Genomic DNA, 17609 nt, shown 5'->3' with positions numbered 1-17609 from the left:
TAATTTCGAGAACGGATTTCGCTGTCTCGCTACGTCGGCCGTCCGTCACCCAACGTCCTCTACACGGAGGGTTGGAGAGGAGGAACTACGCCAGTTCGCTCGCAGCCTCGACCGCGGCACTCAGTTCGGACGCGTCGAACAGCTCCCGCCCGACGTAGGCGTTCGCACCGGCGGTGTAGAGGTCGCTCGCGGTCGCGACGACATCCGCGCCGAGCGGCTCTGGATCGGGCCCGCAGAGTGCGCGCCAGTCGGTCCTGTCGGTCCCTTCGATCTCCTGTTTGGCCGCGGAGACGGCTGCCACCCACTCGGGCTGGGTACGCTTGTGATACTGTCTGAGCACCTCCTTCGAGATCTCGTGGCCACGATACGAAAACCGGTTCTCGTCGAAGGTGCCGACGACGTCCGCGACGCGTACCTCGCCGTCGTGGTAGAGACATTCGATCTTGCCGTCCTCGTGGGTCAGCCCCACCTCTTGAGCTCGTTCGGTCACGACACGGTTCACCTCACGCGCGAGCGCCGCGAGTTCGTCGAGCGTCGCCCGACCGGCGATCGCGTCGGCCTCGTCGCTGGTGAGATAGCGGTCCTGCTCCTCGAACTTCGTCGAGAACTCGACGACCGGCTCCGGCAGTCTCACCGACCCGTCGGGCCACTCCGCGGCGTCGAGGCCGACGTCTTGGGGATCACGGCGTGAGCGCAAACTCGATCCCATTGGCACCGTGTTCCGGAAGACGATTTCGAGCGGGATCAGGTAGTTGTCACCCGCGTCGGCGTGGAATGTCCCGTAGTCGTAGCCGCCGTTCTGGATGGGGAGGTCGGGCACCTGTGCGAGATCGATCGCCATCTCGCGCGGCGGTTCGTCGGTGTCGGCGAGATCGACCACCGAGCCGTCGACGACGATGCCGCGGTAGTGCGTCGGGATGCCTTCGGCTTCGAGCAACGAGAAGTTGTGTGCCCCCATCGTACAGAGGCTCCGGCCCTTCTCGGGGATCGTGTCGGGCATGCGTCCCCAGTCGAAGATCGAGTAGGCGTCGGTGAAGACGAACCGTCCGCGGCCGAGTTCGTCGGGCGTCGCGGGCTGCTCGACGCGGAACTCCTTGACGCTGGTCATGGGGCGACCTCGCCGGCGGCGAACTAAGCGGTTGTCATCCCACGAGCAAACATATAGGTCGCTCCGTCACCAAACATACGCCCGACCGCACAGAACATGACCGAAACCATCTGCGACAGATGTGATGCACGCGGCGAGTCACAGTGGCGTATCCGGCTCGAAAACCGTTCGGACGGAACCGACGAGCAGGCGTCCTACCGGCTCTGCCGTGGCTGCTGGAACGAACTGAACGCGCGGTTCGACGGGGGAGAGCCATGAGCGAGGAACCGCGGCCGAACGGCACCGATCCCGATCCGCCCGGCGAAACGCCCGATCCGACGCCCGCCGGGACGGACTGCGCGCTCTGTGGCACCGATCTCAGCCCGAGCGAGTATCCCAACTGCCGGGCCGTCCTGATCGACGAGAGCGGCCCGGGCGAGGAGACCGAGACGATTCGGATGGTCTGTCCGGACTGTTTCGCCGATCTCGACGGCGAGTTCACCGATCACGCGCCATCGGGCCAGTCGGTTTGAGCACATCTACCGTGGGGTTTTAACGGGTTCGCCGCGCCCGTCACACCATGCAGCGCTCGCGCGGGGAGTTCGACTTCGAGTGTGTTCCCGCGACCGACCAGTCGTTCGAGAACGCCCTCCGAAAGGCACGGGACGGCGAACGGCTCGTGGTCGCCGACGGCATCGAACTCATCACGACCGGCACCGACGACGAGGGAATCGATCCCGAGCGAAAGGAGCGCGTACTCGAAGCCGCCGACCGCCGTCGCGCGGAAGCGGTCGGCGAGCAGGTCACGTTCGTCGCGAACCTCAACAACAACGTCACGACCGCCTGCAACACTGGTTGTCTGTTCTGCAACTTCAAAGACAGCTCCCAGCAGTTCCGATCGGATGCCGACGGGGGCCACGGCGGGTTCACGAAGACGCCGGCCGACTCCCGAGAGATCGTCGAGCGAGCCGCCGAACGCGGCATCTACGAGGTCACGTCGGTCTCGGGGCTCCATCCCGCCTTCGCGCTCGACGACGAGCACCACGAGATCCTGGCGAGCCACGACGACGCCGCGAAGACGGTGAACTACCGCCCGCCGACGGCCTACGACACCGATCCCGGCACCTATCTGGAACAGATGAACGCGATGAGTACCTGTGGGGTGCATCTCCACTCGATGACGCCCGAGGAGGCCTACCACGCCCGCCGCGGCACCGACTGGAGCTACGAGGAGGTGTACGGCCGACTCCAGGAAGCGGGCCTGGATTCGGTCCCCGGAACCGCGGCCGAGATCCTCGTCGACGAGGTGCGCGACGTCATCTGTCCGGGCAAGATCGACACCGACGGCTGGCTGCGGGCGATGGAGGCGGCCGCGACGGTGGGTCTCGACATGACCGCGACGATCATGTACGGCCACGTCGAGAACGCGGCCCATCGGGTCAAACACCTCCAGCGCGTGCGCGAACTCCAGGACGAGACGGGTGCGATCACCGAGTTCGTCCCCCTCTCCTTTATCCATCCGAACACGCCGCTCGCCGAGCGCGGCATCGTCGAATCGGGCGCGAGCGACGACGAGGACGAGCTGATGATCGCCGTCTCGCGGCTGTTCCTCGACAACGTCGATAACATCCAATCGAGCTGGGTGAAATACGGCGACCAGCAGGGGCTCAAGATGCTCTCGTGTGGCGCGAACGACTTCATGGGGACCATCCTCTCGGAGGAGATCACCAAACGCGCGGGCGGCGAGTTCGGCGAATACCGGAGCTTCGACGAATACGTCGAGATGATTTCGGCGATCGGGCGGACGCCCGCCGAACGCTCGACGGACTACCGACAGGTGCGGGAGATCGACATCGATGCTCCCGACGGACCACGACTCGGGCCACAGGCCGACGGGACGCCGCTGTTCGACGGAGCGAGCCACGCGCCGGCGGACGATTGATTCGACTGCCACCGAACAGTCATTGGCCCGAAACCTTGATTGCGTGAGCGGGAGACCTTCACACAATGGCCGACTCCGCTCGTGCTGCGGTCAGTAATCGGCTGCGACCCCGGTCCATCCTTGTCTGGTTCGCCCTTACCGTGTTCCTGTTCTGGTTTTACGATCAATCTGCAGTGCAACTCGGCATGGCCATTGCGACCAGTACGATTCTCGGTCTTTCCCAAGTCTTCACCGAGGTATGGGACCTCCGTTCGGAAGTCCGAACGCTCGGTCTGGCGCTCGTGACGCTTCTCGGCGCTCTCTCGCTGTTCGTGTTCGGCGGCAGTACCAGCGACTCGGGCGCGGCCGTCGCGTTCGTGCTGATCGGCGGCTGGTTGGCGCTCGATGCCGGCCAGACACTCCGCCACGAGGGCTGGAAGGACACCGATGACCACGACGATCGCGACGGGTACGATGTCTATCGGGAGTACGTCGTCAGACAGGTCGACACCGAACTCCGCGAGCGAGCGCTGACGCGGCGCGAACTCGGGACCGAACTCGATGTCGACGAGGCGGCCATCGACCACGCGCTCGACGTGCTCGCCGAGCGCGGATTGCTCTCGCGCACCGGGAGCGAACTCCGGGTTTCCTCGCCACCAGAGCCCGGCGCGCTCGCACGCGTTCGTTCGGGAATCGTCACTCCACTCGCCCGACTCGCTCGCCCGCTCACCATCGAACTCGACGACGGGAACGCTGAGGATGAGGATGCTCACTCTCGACCGGCTGCAAAGCCCGTCGGTGAGGGCGGGCGTGAGCGCGAACGCGAATCCGCCTGAGTCGTTGGTGCGGTGAGGGCCAGTTAGGACCAACCGAGCACCGTCCGATATCGCTCGCTGGCCTCGTCCTCGCGGTCGATAGCGCGCTCGATTCGCGGTGCGAGCCAGCCATCGTTGACGTAGCGTGTGTGGGTCGGCAGACGCTCGTTCAGCGGGACGCCCGCGTCGTCGGCGATCGATTCCAGTTCGCGCAGGCCGGGCCACGCGTAGTCGGGATTGATGTGATCGTCGGTGATCGGCGAGACGCCACCGAGATCGTCGACGCCACAGTCGATGACCTCGCGGACGGGCGCGAGGTTCGGGGGGACCTGCACCGAGATCTCATCGGGTAGCGCGTAGCGGGCCATCGCCACCGCGCGGCGCAGTGTCTCCACAGTTGGAGTGGGACCACTCCAGCGCTCGTTTTCGGCCACCGGCTGGACGATGACCTCCTGAACATGACTGTGCTCCTCGTGGAGCGCGCGGATGGCCAGCAGCGATTCGGCGCGATCGTCCCAGTCCTCGCCGATGCCAACCAGGATCCCCGTCGTGAACGGAATCCCGGCCTCGCCGGCCGCGCGGATCGTTGCGAGGCGCTGCTCGGGCGTCTTCTTCCGCGATCCCGAATGGGCGTCGACGTCGGCGGTGGTTTCGAGCATGACGCCCATCGAGGCGTTCACGCCGGCGAGATCGCCCATTTGCTCGCGAGTGAGATCGCCGGGGTTGCTGTGAGGGAGCAGCCCCACCTCCAGAGCGAGTTCGCACATCGCGTGGAGATAGTCGTGGATCGAGTCGTAGCCCCACTCGTCGAGCTGGTCGTGGATGGCCGTGTAGCGCGCGTCAGGTGTATCGCCGAAGGTAAACAGGGCTTCCGTACAGCCGGCGTCCGCGCCGGTTTCGAGCACGTCGCGGACGTCCTCACGGCTCAGCAGCGAGGCTTCGCCGGGCGGGTCGAAGTAGGTACAGTAGGTACAGGTGTATCGGCAGGCCGTCGTCAGCGGGACGAACACGTTGCGCGCGAAGGTCAGCGCCGACGCTGGCTCGACGTCGTCGGGACCCACGGAACGGAGACGGTCGCGCTCGCCCCGGGTGACGTCGAGGGCGGCGTCGATACCGGACATGGACGCCCCTCGTGGCGGGTGGGCAAAAGACTGTCCGGAAGCCGGTGTCGGGAGGGGACGGGACGACACCGACCAGTTGCGCGCGAACCGGCTCGCGCGGTCGAAAATTGGCGATCGTCCAACAAAACGGTTGTCCCAACTCCGACCCGATTCAGCCGTTTCCGGTCCGCTCGACGCCGACACGCCCGTCAGAACGAACGAGTCGTACGTCCGCGCGGTCGAGCCACGCGCGCGCCGCACCCTCTCCGTGGACGAGCACTTCGGCGAGATCGGCTCGCTCGTCGATGTCGGTGCCGAGCCGGAACGAGTCAACGATACCGACGCTCGCGCCGACACGACGGGCAGCCTCGCGGTGGTCGAGATAGGAGGTGCCGTGGTAGTCGACGCGGAAGTCGGGATGACGAGCGACGAGCGCGTTCGTCCCGCCGCCGCGGCCGGGTGCGAGCACCACGTCCTCGGGAGCGTCGAACAGCTCAACGAGCGCAGCGGGCGTCGCGAGCGGGAGGTCGGCCATCACGATCGCAACGGGGGAGTCGGCTTCGAGAACCGCGTTCACGGCCGCTGTCAGCGGGCGTTCGTCGACGATCGTCGGCACGTCACCCTCGACCGGTGCGGTCGCGAGCAGTTCGGGCTCGTGACCGCTCTCACGAATGGCGGCGAGAACGTCGGCGAGCATCGCGCCGGAGAACTCGCGGCGCTCGGCGAGGGTAAAAAAGTCACCGAGGCGAGTTTTCGGCTGCTCGGCAGCGAACGGGACGACGACGCGCATACGGAAACTACGGGTCGGTAGTCAAAGTCCCGGTGGTCGTGGGCCGTTGTTTGCCGAGCCCCTATTCGACACCGAGATACGCCGCGAGCGTCGTCAGCTCCGATTCACCGCGCCCGAACGCCCCGATGTCGTTCTCGTCGACGACGTTGTCCATTTCGAGCGAGCGCGCCTGGTCCGGGCCGAACGGGATCATCGGCACGGGGCCGATCGCGCTCATGCCGAGTTTCGTCAGCCCCATCGGCACGGGCAGCACGGAGACGGGCTTGCCCTCGGCGCGATAGGCGAGTTTGGCCACGTCGGCGAGCGTCAGGACGGCAGGACCGCCGAGTTCGTACGTCTCGCTGACGTGTTCGTCGTCGAGCCCGTCGGCGAGCATCGGGGCGAGATCGCCGATCCAGATCGGTTGAAAGCGCGTGCGCCCGCCACGGGGGAGGGGTGCGAGATACGGCGGCGTGACTTTCTTCGTGAACGAGACGAACTCGCCGCCATCGCCGAAGACGACGGACGGGCGGAAAATCGTCCAGTCGAGATCCGAATCTTTGACGACTCCCTCGGCACGGCCCTTCGTGCGAATGTACGCCGTGTCGCCGTCGGGATCCGCGCCGAGCGCGCTCATCTGGACGAACCGTTCCACACTGTGCTCCTCGGCGGCCCGTACGGCGTTCTCGGTGCCTCGGAGGTGAACCTCGCGGTGGCTCGTCCCGCTCGGCGGCTGGAAGAGCGGCGAGAGCGCGACGAGGTTCACCACGGCGTCCTGGTCCTCGAACTGCTCGACCATGGAGTCGTAGGCCGTCACGTCGCCGACGACAGTCGAAACGTTCTCCTTGAACACCGTCGGGTCGGGATCGCGCGAGAGCGCCGTCACGTCGTGGCCGCGTTCCGCCAGCTCGTCACAGAGGGAGCGTCCGACGAAGCCATCGCCGCCGGTCACGAGTACGTCCATACCCGAATGACTCGGCGAGTTGACCTAAAACTACCGTCACCGGAAGACGAGACTTACCCGTCGGCGGGCGAACGACAACCATGCTCGTCACGATCGAGGGGATCGACGGCAGCGGCAAGACGACCGTCTGGGAGGCGCTTCGGGAGTCCTACGACGGCGTGTTCACGCGCGAGCCGACCGACTCCTGGTACGGCGAGACGGTCGCGCGCTCGATCGACGATCCCGACGCCGACTCGCTCGCCGAACTCTTTCTGTACACCGCCGACCACGCCGCCCACCTTTCCAATACTGTGCGCCCCGCGCTCGCCGACGGCGAACTGGTCGTCTCGGACCGGTATTCCGACTCGCGTTACGCCTATCAGGGCGCGGCGCTCGAAGGGGAGGTGAAGCGGCCGATGGAGTATATCCGCGGGGTGCACCAGCCCTGGACGCGCCAACCGGATGCGACGATCTATCTCGATATCGACCCGGAGACCGGTGCGGCGCGCAGCGGCGCGACGAACAAGTTCGAGCAGGCGGGCTATCTCGCGGCCGTCCGATCGAACTACGAGACGCTCATCGAGTACGAACCCGAGCGATTCGTCAGGATCGATGCGAGCCAGCCGCCCGAGGACGTCCTCGATGCAGCCGAGACGGCGCTCGATCGACTGCTCGATTAGGATCGTTCGAGGCGCTCGGGCAGTTCGACTTCGGCGGGCGTGGGCATCCAGAAGTAATCGAAGGCGACCCCGAGCGCGAACGGCAGCGCGACCGCGACGCTGACGACGGTGAGCGAACTGCCGAGATCGGGGCCGAGTCCGAGCGGACCGGTCAGCCCGAGCGTGACGAGTAGTTGGACGGCGGGAACGAGGACGACGACGTAGACGACGGCACCCCAGCGGGTGGTGAGCTGCACGCGCAGAAATCGTGTGGCGAGCGCGGCGACGGCAGTGTTGACGCCGACGACGACGAGCAAGCCGACGATGTCGGCGACCGAGACCATACCCACACTACCGCCCGGACGACCTTTGGGGTGTCGAAAGCACGCGGGACGACGATCGGTGTATCGAGTGGATCGACCCGGCAAACCGTGAGTACTGTTATTATCGACCATGATGTAGTGGGGGTATGCGATTCGTCATCATCGGGGCCGGGCGGGTCGGGCTCAGGACCGCGCGGGTGCTCGCCGAGGAGGGTCACGAGGCGACCGTCGTCGACAACGACTCCGAACGACTGGAGCGCCTCTGGGGCGAGCGCCTGGAGATCGTCGACGTGCTCGACGGCGACGGGAGTCGCGAGGAGGACCTCGTGGAGGCGGGCATCGCCGACGCGGACGCGATCGGCGCGCTCACGGGCGATCTGACGACCAACTTCGTCGCCTGCATGATCGCCGACGCGTACGACTGTCGTACCGTGATGCGCGCCGACGACGACTACTACCAGGAGATCTACCGGAAGTACGCCAGCGAGGTCGACGAGGTGGTCTACCCCGAACGGCTCGGCGCGATCGGCGCGAAGAACGCCCTCGTCGGCGGCTCGACCCGCGCCATCGCCGACATCGCCCAGCACCTCCAGCTCGTCGAGTTCACCGTCACCGAATCCTCGCCGATGCGCGGCTACAGTCTGAGCGAGCTCGAACTCCCCGGCGGGGCCGAGCTCCTCGCCTTCGGCAAGGAGGGCGAGGCGGTCGACCTCCCCCACGCCGACGACTCGCTCGAACGCGGCGATCGGGTGGTCGCGCTCGCCGATTTCGACGTTCTCGGCGACGTGCGCCACCTCGTCGTCGGCGCAGTCTAAAGCGGCATCGGGCCACGCTCGCCCTCGCCGTCGCCCTCCGTCCGAGCGTGTGCGATGAGATCGGCGACGGGCGAGCGATACGAGTAGCCGGGAACGACACCCTCGACGTACGTCCCTTCTGCGTACTCGACGAGCGCCTTCGCCGCTTCGGCCGCTCGTGCTCCGTCGTCCTGTGCGAGCAGCCACTCGACGTGGACCTCCCCGTTCCGGCGCTCGACGGTCGGTTCGGGAACGTCGATGTCCGCGCGCGTCGCGCTCCCGGCGTCCTCCAGTCGGAGCGAGAGCGTTTCGAACCAGCCGTCCTCCAGGACGTCCTCGACTGATTCCTCGGCGGCGGCGTCGAGCGTCGGCATCGTCACCGAGACTCGGAACTCGTCGTCGACGCCGACGCGGCCGTTGAACACGGTCGTCGTGAGCACGTACTCGTCGCCGTCGGCGTCGTAGGCGTCGTGGGTTGCGAACGCATCGTCGGTCATGGCTGCGTTCGGGCGCTCGTAGGCAAAAGCGCGTCGTCAGCGGTCGTCGAGTATCGAGAGGACGGCGCTCGCGACGGCCTCGAAATCGCTCATCGTCAGGCCGTCGGTGGTGACGAACACGCCGTCACGGTCGGTCGTGATGCGCAGGAGGTAGCCGTTCTCGAACACCCTGATGGTGTGGCGGTAGCCGCCGAGTTCCGAACTTCGATAGGCGTTGCGAGTGTTCTTGAAATCGTGCCACTCGTGGCCGATGAAGCTCATCACGTCGGCGTCGCGTTCGAGGTCGCCGCGGAGGTAGAGCTGGTCGTAATCAGCGCGGGTGAAGTAGGTCACCGAGCGGAGCCGGTCGCCGGTCGCGGTCCGGGCGGCCGTCACGAGCTGATCGGCGACGTCGCCGGCGAGCAGATCCGAGTCCATCACGCGACTGGTCATTCGGAACCATGATAAACCCATCGCCGGTGCGGTCGACGGTTTGGAGAAGTCGAGAAGAGAGTGCGAGGGATGCGATTTGAACGCATGAACTCCTGAGAGAGCGGGTCTTAAGCCCGCCGCCTTTGGCCAGACTCGGCCACCCTCGCGTAGTTCAGCGTTCGCCCGCGCGCGAAAACCCGTTTCGATTCACCAGTCGACCGAGAGCGTGCCGTCGCCTGCCGGATCGGGGGCGATCTCCTCGTTCGTCCGGCGGTCGACGACGTGGATCACGCCGCGATCCTTCTTCGCCGGGCAGACCTCGGCCGCCCGGATGTTGTCGTCGAGCTCCTCTTCGGTGATGAAATACGATGCCGGCTGGGCGATCCCGCTCGTGATGTTCATCGACCAGTTGTCGGAGACCTCTGCGCATTTGCCCGCCGCGATGCACTTGTTCGCCTCGAAGACGATCTTGTAGGGCTTTTCGGCAACGGGCGGAGCGTCGCGCTCGCCGATGGTGCTTGGGTCGACGGGGTCGTCCGACATACATTTCATCTCGAACCTCACGGCCCTTTCGCTTGTCGTTCGACCGCCGGTCACGGTTGCTCGCTCGGGTCAGGCCGATCTCTCCCGGATTCGCTCGATTCGAATCGAGATCGGGAGCTCGTCGAAATCGTCGTCCGCACCCACGACGAGCGTCGCGTCGGTTGCATCGGCGAGCGCCACTGCGAACGCATCTCCGAGTGAGATGCCACCGCCCGCTTTCACTCGTGCCGCCGTTTCCCCTGTGTCGGTCGTCGATTCGAGTCGGCAGCCGCCGTCAACGATGTCTTTGAGTTGTGTTTGCCCGATGTCGAGATCGGCATCAGTCGGCCGGTCATCGGCTTCGAGCCACGCGATCTTGTAGGTGATTTCCGTCGCGGTGACCTCGCTCAACAGGCCGGTGGCATCGCCGTCGTAGATCGCTGTCAGCAGCGATTCGACGCGGTCAGCGCCGGGTTCGTCGTAGCAGTACGCTATCAGTGGCTCGGCATCGAACACGTAGGTCTCACTCATCGCCGTCGGCGGTCGCCGCCCTGCGTGGACGTTCCTCCGTGCGTTCGGTGTCGCGGAACTCGCGGAGTTTCGCCAGCACCTCGCCACGTTCGTACTCGTCGCCGGCGAGTCGGCCCCGGAGTTCCGACGGGCGCGGAACGGGTTCGACCACGATTTCACCACTGTCGCTTTCGCGAAAGCGCACCCGTCCCGGCGTCTCGATGCCGAATTTCTCCCGGAGTTCCTTCGGGATCGTCGCCTGTCCCTTCGCCGAGACCCGGACGACATCGTGTGTATTACTGCTCATACGTACTACTCATGCAATAGTAATACCTAAGCGTTTGGTCGAACCCCGGCGTATCGGCGGGCAGTTCAACGGGAACGCTTCGAATGAATAGCCAAACAATTAGCGGTCTGTCGGTTCTACTCGTGAACTTCGACCGATTCGAGGACGACCTCTTCCTGGGGCTGGTCGTTGGCGTCGGTCGACACGGTGCCGATCTCCTCGACGACGTCCATCCCGTCGGTCACGTCGCCGAACACCGCGTGACGGTCGTCGAGATGGGGCTGGGCGTCGAGCGTGATGAAGAACTGCGAGCCGTTCGTATTGGGACCCGAGTTGGCCATCGAGAGCGTTCCTGCGGAGTCGTGGCGCAGATCGTCGTGGAACTCGTCGTCGAAGGTGTAGCCCGGGCCGCCGCGACCGCTCTCGTCGGGGTCGCCGCCCTGGATCATGAATCCCTCGATGATGCGGTGGAAGGCCACGTCGTCGTAGAGCGGCTTTTCGACCGTCTCGCCGCCGTCCTCCCACTCCTTCTCGCCGGTCGCCAGCCCGACGAAGTTCTCGACCGTGTTCGGCGCACGCTCGTCGTACAGCTCGATCTCGATGTCGCCGCGATTGGTGTGCATCGTCGCGTCTGTCATATCCGCACGTCGACGGCGCGATGGAAAACCCTGCCGGCTCAGAACTCCCGAAGCTCGTCGAGCACCGCTTCGGCGCTGCCGTCGGCGATGGCTCCGCGCGCCATCGTGAGCCCCTCGTCGAGCGACTCGCAGTCCTCGCGGGCGTAGATGCGGAACGCGCCGTTGAGCGCGATGGCGTCGGCGAAGCGGTCCTCGCGGTCGCCCGCGAGCACGGCCTCGGTGATCGCCGCCGAGTCCGTCGCCACGTCGTCGACTTCGAGGTCTTCCTCGGCGAAGTCCATGCCGTACTCGTCGGTCTTGATCTCGAAATCGTCGAGTTCGCCGCCTTCACCCACGGCGACCGTCGTCGAGCCGGGCCGGATGTCGTCGTACCCCTCCATCCCCTGGAACATCACCACGCGGGGGATGTCGTAGCGCTCGCTCGCTGCGAACGTGTCGATGATCCGCTTCGCGTAGGGCAGATGGTAGAAACTTCCGAGATGGACATCGGCACCGGCGGGGTTGGCGAGCGTCTCGATCGTGTTGACGAACGTTCGCACGCCCATCATGTCGCGACGCTCTACGAGATCCGCGACGCCGGGGTTGAAGTTCGGCTGGTAGTAGAAGCCAAAGCCCGTCTCGTCGACCATGTCTGCGCTCTCGGCGGGTTTGAGGTCGGTTTCGATGCCCAACTCGTCGAGGACGTGTTTGTAGGCGTCCTGCTTCTGTGTGGGGACGCGATCGCCGGAGTGGGTTACGACCGGGGTGCCCGCTGCTGCGGCGACGATGCCGGCACCCACACCCAATATCGCCGAGCGCCCCTTCCCGTCGTAGTTCGCCCCGCAGTCGACGGGATCGCAGTCGGGCGTGGCGACCTCCACCGACCGATCGGCCATGGTGTCGATATATGCCGCCAGCTCATCGGGCGTGTTGCGCTTCCAGCGGTTGGCGAGCCAGAACGCCCCTAGCGTCGTGTGATCGGGTTTGTCGTCCAGGATGCGCCCGAAGGCCTCGGTCGCCTGCGCGCGTGTCATGTCGTCGGCGGATTTGTGTCCCGAGCCGACGACTTCGGTCAGCAGCCGTTTGAGCGGCCACTCGCCGTGGTGTTCGGATGATTGGGCCATGTGCCCGGATTGGAGCGGTCGGTGCAAAAGGCTCCCGCTCGCCGGTTCGTCGATGATCGATTCGATCCTGTGCCCGTCTCAGTTGTCGGTGAGCAGCCGCCGGAGCACGTTGCCGTAGGCCGGACGCGTGATCAGTACGCCGATCAGCACGCCGACGATGGTGATGATGGCGAACCCGCGGAGATCGCCGAGGCTGAGCAGTGCGAGCGGGCTCATCGCGATCACGGTCGTCGCGGCGGCCGCACCGATGACCCAGAACGCCCGCCGGAACCGACTCTTGAACACTCGGCCCGTGCTCACGTCGCTCTGGAGGATCTCGTCGGCGATGATCACCAGATCGTCGACCCCGGTCCCGATGACGGCGATGAAGCCGGCGATATGCGAGAGATCGAGCGGGAGCCCGATCGTGGCCGCGAAGCCGAGCAGGATGAACACCTCCGAGAGCCCCGTCAGCAGCATCGGCACCGCCACCCGCGGCTCGCGATATCTGACGAAGATCGCCACGCTGACCGCGAGCACCGCCACCAATCCCGTGACGAGCGAGAGCCCTTTGAACCGCTGGGCGACGCTCGGCAGGATGTACTGGCTCGTCCCCTCCTGGAGATTGAGCGGCGCGGGCAGCGCACCCGCCTGGAGATCGACCTGGAGCCCCTGGGCCTGCGAGGCGTTCTGTGCCGACGTCTGATAGACCGGGTCGTCGACGAACTCGCCGCTGGCGAAGCCCCGTGCGAGATCGGGGTCGACGCCCGCCGAGTAGACGACTTCTCCGTCACGCACCGTCAGCAGGCAGTGGCCGCCACCGCCGCGACCGTAGCCACAGGTGCGGTTCGCCGGGTCGTCGAAGCCGAATCGCTGCATCTTCTCGGTGAACGGCTTGGCTGCCTCCTCGGTGAGCGTCACCGGGACGACCGGCTCACCGGTCTGCTGGTCCTGCCGAACGGGTCGCACGTCCTGGAACGACTGCTGGCTCGGCAGCGCGGTCACGTTACAGGTGGTCGGGCCGGTCCCGTTCGCACTACCGTTGCCGCTGGCGTTCGTTCCGACGGGACCCTCGCAGTAGCTCGGCGTCCGATTGCCTTCAACCGTGAAGTACGCGACCGTCTTCACCTGGCCCTGATCGGCGACGAGCTCCCTGAGTTCCGAACGGTTCTGGTTCGGTACTTCGATGCTGACGTACCGTTCGCCGCCCGAGGACACCGTCTGAACGGAGCCGCCGGAAAGGCCGGATTCGCTGATCTTGTTGCTCAGTACTTCGACGGCCGTGTCGTAGGTCTGTTTGGTCAGGCCGTCGCTGACGTCGCCTTGCTGGACGTCGTAGCCGGCCGACTGGAGCGCGCTCGCGAACGCGCGCTGGGAGACGTTCCCCGAGTAGACCTCCACGGTGGCGCTGCCGTTGCCGGTGCGCACCCGGACATCGGTCGTCGAGACGTTCAGTTCGCTCGCGACCTGTCCGGTGAGGTTGTTCCCTCCCCGGGGACCGACGTCGACGCCCTCGGCGGTGAGTCCCGACAGCGGCGCACGGATCTGCGACCCGCCGGAGAGATCGAGCCCGTACTGGAGATTCGTCGGGCCGGTCGTGACGTTCCCGTTGGTCGCGTTCGCCGCCACGCCACCGCCGAGGCCGGGCGCGAACAGCGCGACGGCGGCCGCGAGGACGAAGATCACGAGCAGGCCGATGCGCCAGTTCTCACGGATCATCGCGCGATCCCCTCGAACTTGTACCAGCGAAGCAGGCTCACGTTGAGCAGATAGGTGTTCATCAGATCGACGGCGAGCCCCATCACGAGCACGAGCCCGACCTGCGACAGGAGGGGGATGTTGAAGACGAACTTCGAGGCGACGATCGCCATCACCGCCATCGCCGACATCGAGGTGAGCGTCATCGTCACGCCCGTGCGTCGCGCGCGATAGGTGCTCTCGTAGAAATCGCCGCGGCGCTTGAGCACGTGGTTGTTGAGAAGGATGTCGGAGTCGACGCTGTAGCCGATCAGCATCAACAGCGCCGCGACCGTGCCCAGCGAGAGCTCGATCCCGAAGAGGTTCATCAGCGCGAGCGGCACGACGATATCGGAAAACGCCGAGAGGATCACGGCGATCGAGGGGACGAAGCTCCGAAAGAGCACGAACACGAGCAGCGCCATGCCGACGAACGCCGCCGCCAGCCCCAGCACCCCGAGCTGCTGGACGTCGGAGCCGAAGCTCGCGGAGGTCTCCTGTACGGATTCGACGGTGTAGCCCGCGGACTCCGCGGCCGACGTGAGCGCGTCGGTGTCGGTCGATTGGGTGGTGACGATGAAGGTGTTGCCGCCCGCGGTCGGCGTGACGGTTGGCTGACCGTCGACGGTGGGGAGAGCGGCAAAGGTGTCCTGAATCTGGGCCTGACCCGCTCCCGTCGTGACCTGGAGTTCGGTGCCACCGGTGAACTCGATGCCGGGTGTGACCGGTGCGCCGGTCATGAGAAACCAGCCGCCGAGAACCGCGAGCGCGAGGACGAGTACCACCAGCGGGATCGCGGCGAGCTGGCGGTCGGTATAGTCGGTGTAATCGACTGCCGGTACGTCGAGCGCAGCCATGTCCTGCGGTCCGGAAGGCCCGCGAATAAACGTTTGTATGTTTCCGTCCGATCACTCGCGCCGCGTCGCGACCAGCCCGGCCACGAGCAGCCCGACGACCGCGATGGCGAGGCCGAAGCCGGGACCGCCCGAACTCGTCGTTTCCGTGTCGGTCTCGGCCCCGCCGAGTATCTCCCCTTTGCTGGTCGCGTTCGTCGTCTGCTCGTCGGTTGTACCCGTTGTCGTCGTCACGTTCGCCGATGGCGTTGCCGTCTCGGCGGCTGGCGTTGTCATCGGGGTTGCTGTCGGCGTCGCCGTCGCGGTTGGTGTGGGCGTCGCGGTCTGCGTCGGTGTTCGTTCGTCGGCGACGCCACCGAACCGTTCCGGATCGACCTGCTCGCCATCGAGATAGATCTCCGCGTCGCCGTCGATTTCGAGACCTGTGATCTCGCCCGTCACGAGATAGGCGTCGCCACCGCCGCCGAGCCGTCCGTCAACGCGTGCATCACCGATCTCGTCGACGTCCGGATCGACGGTGACGTGTCTGTCCGCGATCGGCGCACCGTGGCTCTCGCCGCTGCGTTCGATGTTTCCTTCGTAGCCGATCCGGTAGCTTACCTTGTCCTCCGGGCTGCCGCCGACGATGGTCAGTGCGTCGGCCTCGGACGGTCCGTCGCTCGACCCGCCGCTCGTGTCGACGGTCAGCTCGTAGCCGGTGAAGCCGGTGACACCGACGACGGAGCGTGCCGACGCGACGTGGACGTAGTACGTTCCGGATTCCGGAACGGTGAACTGCTGTTCCGAGGTCGTTTCGGTGGCAAAGGTGTTCGTGTGATTGCGCCCGCTCGTGGGATCGAGGCGGTTGCCGTCGCCATCGAAGAGGGAGACGGCGACGTTCTGGCCGTACTCGGCCCCGGGATCGGTTATCCGCGCGGTCGTGGTGATCGTCTCGCCCGCGCTCGCCTCGACCGCGAAGACGTCCTCGCGCTGCTCGAACAGCGTCGCGTTGTACGTCTTTCCCGGTTCGACGACCGTTGCTCCCTGCTCGCCGCGCTCGAACTCGTCCTGTGCGGCGGTCGCGACCGCAACCGAGTAGCGCGCCTCGTACCCGGTGTCGTGGGTGACTTCGAGGTAGTACGTCCCGTCCTCGGGGGCGACGGCACCGATGATGGCGGCGTCCTCGGTGCCGCCCGACGTCCCGGTGCCGAGCTCGCCGTTCGGTCCGTGCAGCGTGACGGTCGGGTATTCGGCTCCGAAGCCACCGGTCACCCTGATCGCCTCGCCGGCGTTCGCCTCGAATTTGTACCAGTCGTCGTCGGTGTCCTTCGTATCGGCTTCGACGAACGTCCGCTCGGGGAGCTCCATCGCGTCCGCCCGCTCGTCGTTCGGTCCGGTCTCGTTCACCGTGGCGCTCTGGCCCGCGACCGTCGCCGAGAACGCACCCAGCGCGGACAGACAGACCACTGCGACGAGCAGCCACGCCAGCGTCCCTCGTCGGCTCATTACCTTTCGATATCCCACACCGTGGAATAAGCTTTCTGTTGCTGGAATCCCTCCTCCCCTCTTCTCTCTCCACTCCCTCCCCCCCCTTCCTCTCCTGCTCAGGGGAGATATCGAACCGCTACGACACCCGCCTCGGCATCGGAACGGACTTCGACCCGATTCACGCCGAATCGGGCCGCGCGCACGAGCGTCGCCTCGTCGTCGAGAACGTCGTCGACGGCCTCTTGGACACGCTCCGCGGGCACCGTGAGCACGTGAATTTCGCCGATGCCGGCGCGCTCGCGGGTCGTCAGCTCTCCCTCTTCCTGTGCATCCGCAAGTTCGTGCTCCTGACTCGTCGGTGGCTCCTCGCTGTGTTCGGTCGCAAGCGAGCGCCGTGCATCCATCTCGACGAGTTCCCACGCGAGTTCCATCGGCCCCGCGGGCGCGATCGTTCCCTCGATTGCGTCGTCCGCATCGAGACCGGGGTTTTCCGCGAGCGTGTGGATCTGTCCGTCGGCCGTATCGTGCAACACCGCCGACTCGTCGTCGGCGTGCGTGACGAGAAACGTGCTCTCGGTCGTCATATCTGCCGTTCGGGCGCGATCCGATTGACCCTTTCAGTTCGGGGCGGCGTTCACCGCATGAGCCGATGGACCAGATAGATACCGACGGCCGCACAGACCGGCGGGACCAGTCCCCAGAGCTGTGGCAGCGCGTAGAGGAACTCGACGACGCCCGCGAGCGAACCACCGACAGCCTCTCGTTCGCCGGCCGGGATCGTGATCACCAGTCCGATGTAGAGCGCGACGAAGAACAGGTAGCCTGCGACTGCGAGGCTCGTGTCGTAGCGCTTCTTGTCGCCGACGCGGCGATGGCGGCGCGCGACGAACAGAATCGGTGCGAGCAGCGGGCCGACGATGAACAGCCCGACGAGCACGAAAAACGCCCGCGAGAGCGTCAGCGATCCGCCACCGGCGGTCGCCGTCCGCGAGACGAGCGTGACGAGCGAGAGCGTCATCAAGATTGCCACGAGCAGCGCCACGAGCCCACCGATGACGACGTAGGACTTGAACAGCCACGACCGGCTCGATCCGAACGCGTACGGGATCGCGCCGAACAGCCCCGAGTAGGCCTCCTCGTCCGGTTCGCTCGCCCCACCCGGTTCCTCGACGTTCGCCTCGGCCATGCGTCGGA

At 66.0% G+C, this 17609-nt stretch carries 22 protein-coding genes and 1 tRNA gene; 5 read left to right on the top strand and 18 right to left on the bottom strand.

What is annotated here, in order from left to right:
* Positions 1–85: 85 nt before the first annotated feature.
* Entirely contained in the window at positions 86–1108 is a 1023-nt protein-coding gene (locus MUK72_RS01435; protein WP_244703085.1) for a phosphoribosylaminoimidazolesuccinocarboxamide synthase, read from the bottom strand.
* A gap of 254 nt (positions 1109–1362) precedes the next feature.
* Between MUK72_RS01435 and MUK72_RS01430 the strand changes: the two genes are divergently transcribed.
* The 3 genes from MUK72_RS01430 to MUK72_RS01420 all read left to right on the top strand — a co-directional run bounded on the left by MUK72_RS01430 (position 1363) and on the right by MUK72_RS01420 (position 3844).
* Entirely contained in the window at positions 1363–1620 is a 258-nt protein-coding gene (locus MUK72_RS01430) for a hypothetical protein (RefSeq protein ID WP_244703083.1), read from the top strand.
* A 47-nt stretch (positions 1621–1667) separates the two neighbouring features.
* Positions 1668–3029, top strand: coding sequence for a 7,8-didemethyl-8-hydroxy-5-deazariboflavin synthase subunit CofH (gene cofH, locus MUK72_RS01425; RefSeq protein WP_244703081.1), 1362 nt, complete (start codon positions 1668–1670; stop codon positions 3027–3029).
* Between the two features lie 185 nt (positions 3030–3214).
* Positions 3215–3844, top strand: a complete 630-nt coding sequence (locus tag MUK72_RS01420; protein ID WP_244703079.1) for an MFS transporter — start codon at positions 3215–3217, stop codon at positions 3842–3844.
* A 23-nt stretch (positions 3845–3867) separates the two neighbouring features.
* On the opposite strand, the gene cofG is transcribed toward MUK72_RS01420, so the two are convergent.
* The 3 genes from cofG to MUK72_RS01405 all read right to left on the bottom strand — a co-directional run bounded on the left by cofG (position 3868) and on the right by MUK72_RS01405 (position 6656).
* Complete coding sequence (cofG, locus tag MUK72_RS01415; protein ID WP_244703077.1) at positions 3868–4944, bottom strand: 7,8-didemethyl-8-hydroxy-5-deazariboflavin synthase subunit CofG; 1077 nt, start codon at positions 4942–4944, stop codon at positions 3868–3870.
* A gap of 151 nt (positions 4945–5095) precedes the next feature.
* Positions 5096–5713 (bottom strand): 2-phospho-L-lactate guanylyltransferase, encoded by a 618-nt coding sequence (gene cofC, locus MUK72_RS01410; RefSeq protein WP_244703067.1) that lies wholly within the window; start codon positions 5711–5713, stop codon positions 5096–5098.
* A 61-nt stretch (positions 5714–5774) separates the two neighbouring features.
* Entirely contained in the window at positions 5775–6656 is an 882-nt protein-coding gene (locus MUK72_RS01405) for a complex I NDUFA9 subunit family protein (RefSeq protein WP_244703065.1), read from the bottom strand.
* A gap of 80 nt (positions 6657–6736) precedes the next feature.
* Here MUK72_RS01405 and tmk point away from each other — a divergent pair, with 80 nt between their 5' ends.
* The gene (gene tmk, locus MUK72_RS01400) at positions 6737–7315 is read left to right on the top strand and encodes a dTMP kinase (RefSeq protein WP_244703063.1); all 579 of its coding nucleotides are present in this window, start codon (positions 6737–6739) and stop codon (positions 7313–7315) included.
* Here the strand turns inward: tmk and MUK72_RS01395 are convergent.
* Positions 7312–7638 carry a DUF7991 family protein gene (locus MUK72_RS01395; RefSeq protein WP_244703061.1) on the bottom strand — a complete coding sequence of 109 codons (327 nt, stop codon included), beginning with the start codon at positions 7636–7638 and terminating at the stop codon, positions 7312–7314. The two genes, tmk and MUK72_RS01395, sit on opposite strands and share 4 nt — an antisense overlap.
* 125 nt (positions 7639–7763) lie before the next feature.
* Between MUK72_RS01395 and MUK72_RS01390 the strand changes: the two genes are divergently transcribed.
* Positions 7764–8432, top strand: coding sequence for a potassium channel family protein (locus MUK72_RS01390; RefSeq protein WP_004051890.1), 669 nt, complete (start codon positions 7764–7766; stop codon positions 8430–8432).
* Here MUK72_RS01390 and MUK72_RS01385 read toward each other — a convergent pair.
* The 13 genes from MUK72_RS01385 to MUK72_RS01325 form a co-directional block, all read right to left on the bottom strand.
* Positions 8429–8908 carry a DUF5813 family protein gene (locus tag MUK72_RS01385; protein WP_244703060.1) on the bottom strand — a complete coding sequence of 160 codons (480 nt, stop codon included), beginning with the start codon at positions 8906–8908 and terminating at the stop codon, positions 8429–8431. The two genes, MUK72_RS01390 and MUK72_RS01385, sit on opposite strands and share 4 nt — an antisense overlap.
* A gap of 36 nt (positions 8909–8944) precedes the next feature.
* A complete protein-coding gene (locus MUK72_RS01380; RefSeq protein ID WP_244703058.1) occupies positions 8945–9325 on the bottom strand; it encodes a DUF7522 family protein in 381 nt (126 codons plus the stop codon).
* 76 nt (positions 9326–9401) lie between these two features.
* Positions 9402–9486 (bottom strand) — tRNA-Leu (locus MUK72_RS01375).
* A gap of 40 nt (positions 9487–9526) precedes the next feature.
* A complete protein-coding gene (locus MUK72_RS01370) occupies positions 9527–9862 on the bottom strand; it encodes a ferredoxin (RefSeq protein WP_244703050.1) in 336 nt (111 codons plus the stop codon).
* Between the two features lie 69 nt (positions 9863–9931).
* Positions 9932–10372, bottom strand: coding sequence for a PIN domain-containing protein (locus MUK72_RS01365; protein WP_244703048.1), 441 nt, complete (start codon positions 10370–10372; stop codon positions 9932–9934).
* Complete coding sequence (locus tag MUK72_RS01360; protein WP_244703046.1) at positions 10365–10658, bottom strand: AbrB/MazE/SpoVT family DNA-binding domain-containing protein; 294 nt, start codon at positions 10656–10658, stop codon at positions 10365–10367. The genes MUK72_RS01365 and MUK72_RS01360 overlap by 8 nt, the downstream gene beginning before the upstream one ends.
* 116 nt (positions 10659–10774) lie before the next feature.
* Positions 10775–11275, bottom strand: a complete 501-nt coding sequence (locus tag MUK72_RS01355) for a peptidylprolyl isomerase (RefSeq protein WP_244703044.1) — start codon at positions 11273–11275, stop codon at positions 10775–10777.
* 38 nt (positions 11276–11313) lie between these two features.
* Complete coding sequence (locus MUK72_RS01350) at positions 11314–12378, bottom strand: anthranilate phosphoribosyltransferase (protein WP_244703042.1); 1065 nt, start codon at positions 12376–12378, stop codon at positions 11314–11316.
* A gap of 78 nt (positions 12379–12456) precedes the next feature.
* Positions 12457–14076, bottom strand: coding sequence for a preprotein translocase subunit SecD (locus MUK72_RS01345; RefSeq protein ID WP_244703040.1), 1620 nt, complete (start codon positions 14074–14076; stop codon positions 12457–12459).
* A complete protein-coding gene (secF, locus tag MUK72_RS01340; RefSeq protein ID WP_244703038.1) occupies positions 14073–14951 on the bottom strand; it encodes a protein translocase subunit SecF in 879 nt (292 codons plus the stop codon). Before secF ends, MUK72_RS01345 begins: the two co-directional genes overlap by 4 nt.
* Positions 14952–15002: 51 nt before the next feature.
* Complete coding sequence (locus MUK72_RS01335; RefSeq protein ID WP_244703036.1) at positions 15003–16433, bottom strand: PGF-CTERM sorting domain-containing protein; 1431 nt, start codon at positions 16431–16433, stop codon at positions 15003–15005.
* Between the two features lie 98 nt (positions 16434–16531).
* Entirely contained in the window at positions 16532–16999 is a 468-nt protein-coding gene (locus MUK72_RS01330; protein ID WP_004051901.1) for a DUF5812 family protein, read from the bottom strand.
* Positions 17000–17049: 50 nt separating this feature from the next.
* Positions 17050–17601: a DUF8056 family protein gene (locus tag MUK72_RS01325; RefSeq protein ID WP_244703034.1), complete on the bottom strand. Its 552-nt coding sequence runs from the start codon at positions 17599–17601 to the stop codon at positions 17050–17052.
* Positions 17602–17609 lie beyond the last annotated feature (8 nt).

Source organism: Halococcus dombrowskii (assembly GCF_022870485.1).
Lineage (GTDB): Archaea > Halobacteriota > Halobacteria > Halobacteriales > Halococcaceae > Halococcus > Halococcus morrhuae.
The sequence above is the reverse complement of the archived record's forward strand: the minus strand, read 5'-3'. Positions and strand labels throughout refer to the sequence as shown.

Bases quoted from the DNA above. Each gene is read 5' to 3' on its own strand.
- MUK72_RS01395 (WP_244703061.1), bottom strand. From the start codon at position 7,638: ATGGTCTCGGTCGCCGACATCGTCGGCTTGCTCGTCGTCGTCGGCGTC.
- secF (WP_244703038.1), bottom strand. From the start codon at position 14,951: ATGGCTGCGCTCGACGTACCGGCAGTCGATTACACCGACTATACCGAC.
- MUK72_RS01390 (WP_004051890.1), top strand. From the start codon at position 7,764: ATGCGATTCGTCATCATCGGGGCCGGGCGGGTCGGGCTCAGGACCGCG.
- MUK72_RS01435 (WP_244703085.1), bottom strand. From the start codon at position 1,108: ATGACCAGCGTCAAGGAGTTCCGCGTCGAGCAGCCCGCGACGCCCGAC.
- cofC (WP_244703067.1), bottom strand. From the start codon at position 5,713: ATGCGCGTCGTCGTCCCGTTCGCTGCCGAGCAGCCGAAAACTCGCCTC.
- MUK72_RS01380 (WP_244703058.1), bottom strand. From the start codon at position 9,325: ATGGACTCGGATCTGCTCGCCGGCGACGTCGCCGATCAGCTCGTGACG.
- tmk (WP_244703063.1), top strand. From the start codon at position 6,737: ATGCTCGTCACGATCGAGGGGATCGACGGCAGCGGCAAGACGACCGTC.
- MUK72_RS01405 (WP_244703065.1), bottom strand. From the start codon at position 6,656: ATGGACGTACTCGTGACCGGCGGCGATGGCTTCGTCGGACGCTCCCTC.
- MUK72_RS01430 (WP_244703083.1), top strand. From the start codon at position 1,363: ATGAGCGAGGAACCGCGGCCGAACGGCACCGATCCCGATCCGCCCGGC.
- MUK72_RS01420 (WP_244703079.1), top strand. From the start codon at position 3,215: ATGGCCATTGCGACCAGTACGATTCTCGGTCTTTCCCAAGTCTTCACC.
- MUK72_RS01335 (WP_244703036.1), bottom strand. From the start codon at position 16,433: ATGAGCCGACGAGGGACGCTGGCGTGGCTGCTCGTCGCAGTGGTCTGT.
- MUK72_RS01385 (WP_244703060.1), bottom strand. From the start codon at position 8,908: ATGACCGACGATGCGTTCGCAACCCACGACGCCTACGACGCCGACGGC.
- MUK72_RS01365 (WP_244703048.1), bottom strand. From the start codon at position 10,372: ATGAGTGAGACCTACGTGTTCGATGCCGAGCCACTGATAGCGTACTGC.
- cofH (WP_244703081.1), top strand. From the start codon at position 1,668: ATGCAGCGCTCGCGCGGGGAGTTCGACTTCGAGTGTGTTCCCGCGACC.
- MUK72_RS01345 (WP_244703040.1), bottom strand. From the start codon at position 14,076: ATGATCCGTGAGAACTGGCGCATCGGCCTGCTCGTGATCTTCGTCCTC.
- MUK72_RS01325 (WP_244703034.1), bottom strand. From the start codon at position 17,601: ATGGCCGAGGCGAACGTCGAGGAACCGGGTGGGGCGAGCGAACCGGAC.
- cofG (WP_244703077.1), bottom strand. From the start codon at position 4,944: ATGTCCGGTATCGACGCCGCCCTCGACGTCACCCGGGGCGAGCGCGAC.
- MUK72_RS01350 (WP_244703042.1), bottom strand. From the start codon at position 12,378: ATGGCCCAATCATCCGAACACCACGGCGAGTGGCCGCTCAAACGGCTG.
- MUK72_RS01330 (WP_004051901.1), bottom strand. From the start codon at position 16,999: ATGACGACCGAGAGCACGTTTCTCGTCACGCACGCCGACGACGAGTCG.
- MUK72_RS01370 (WP_244703050.1), bottom strand. From the start codon at position 9,862: ATGTCGGACGACCCCGTCGACCCAAGCACCATCGGCGAGCGCGACGCT.
- MUK72_RS01355 (WP_244703044.1), bottom strand. From the start codon at position 11,275: ATGACAGACGCGACGATGCACACCAATCGCGGCGACATCGAGATCGAG.
- MUK72_RS01360 (WP_244703046.1), bottom strand. From the start codon at position 10,658: ATGAGCAGTAATACACACGATGTCGTCCGGGTCTCGGCGAAGGGACAG.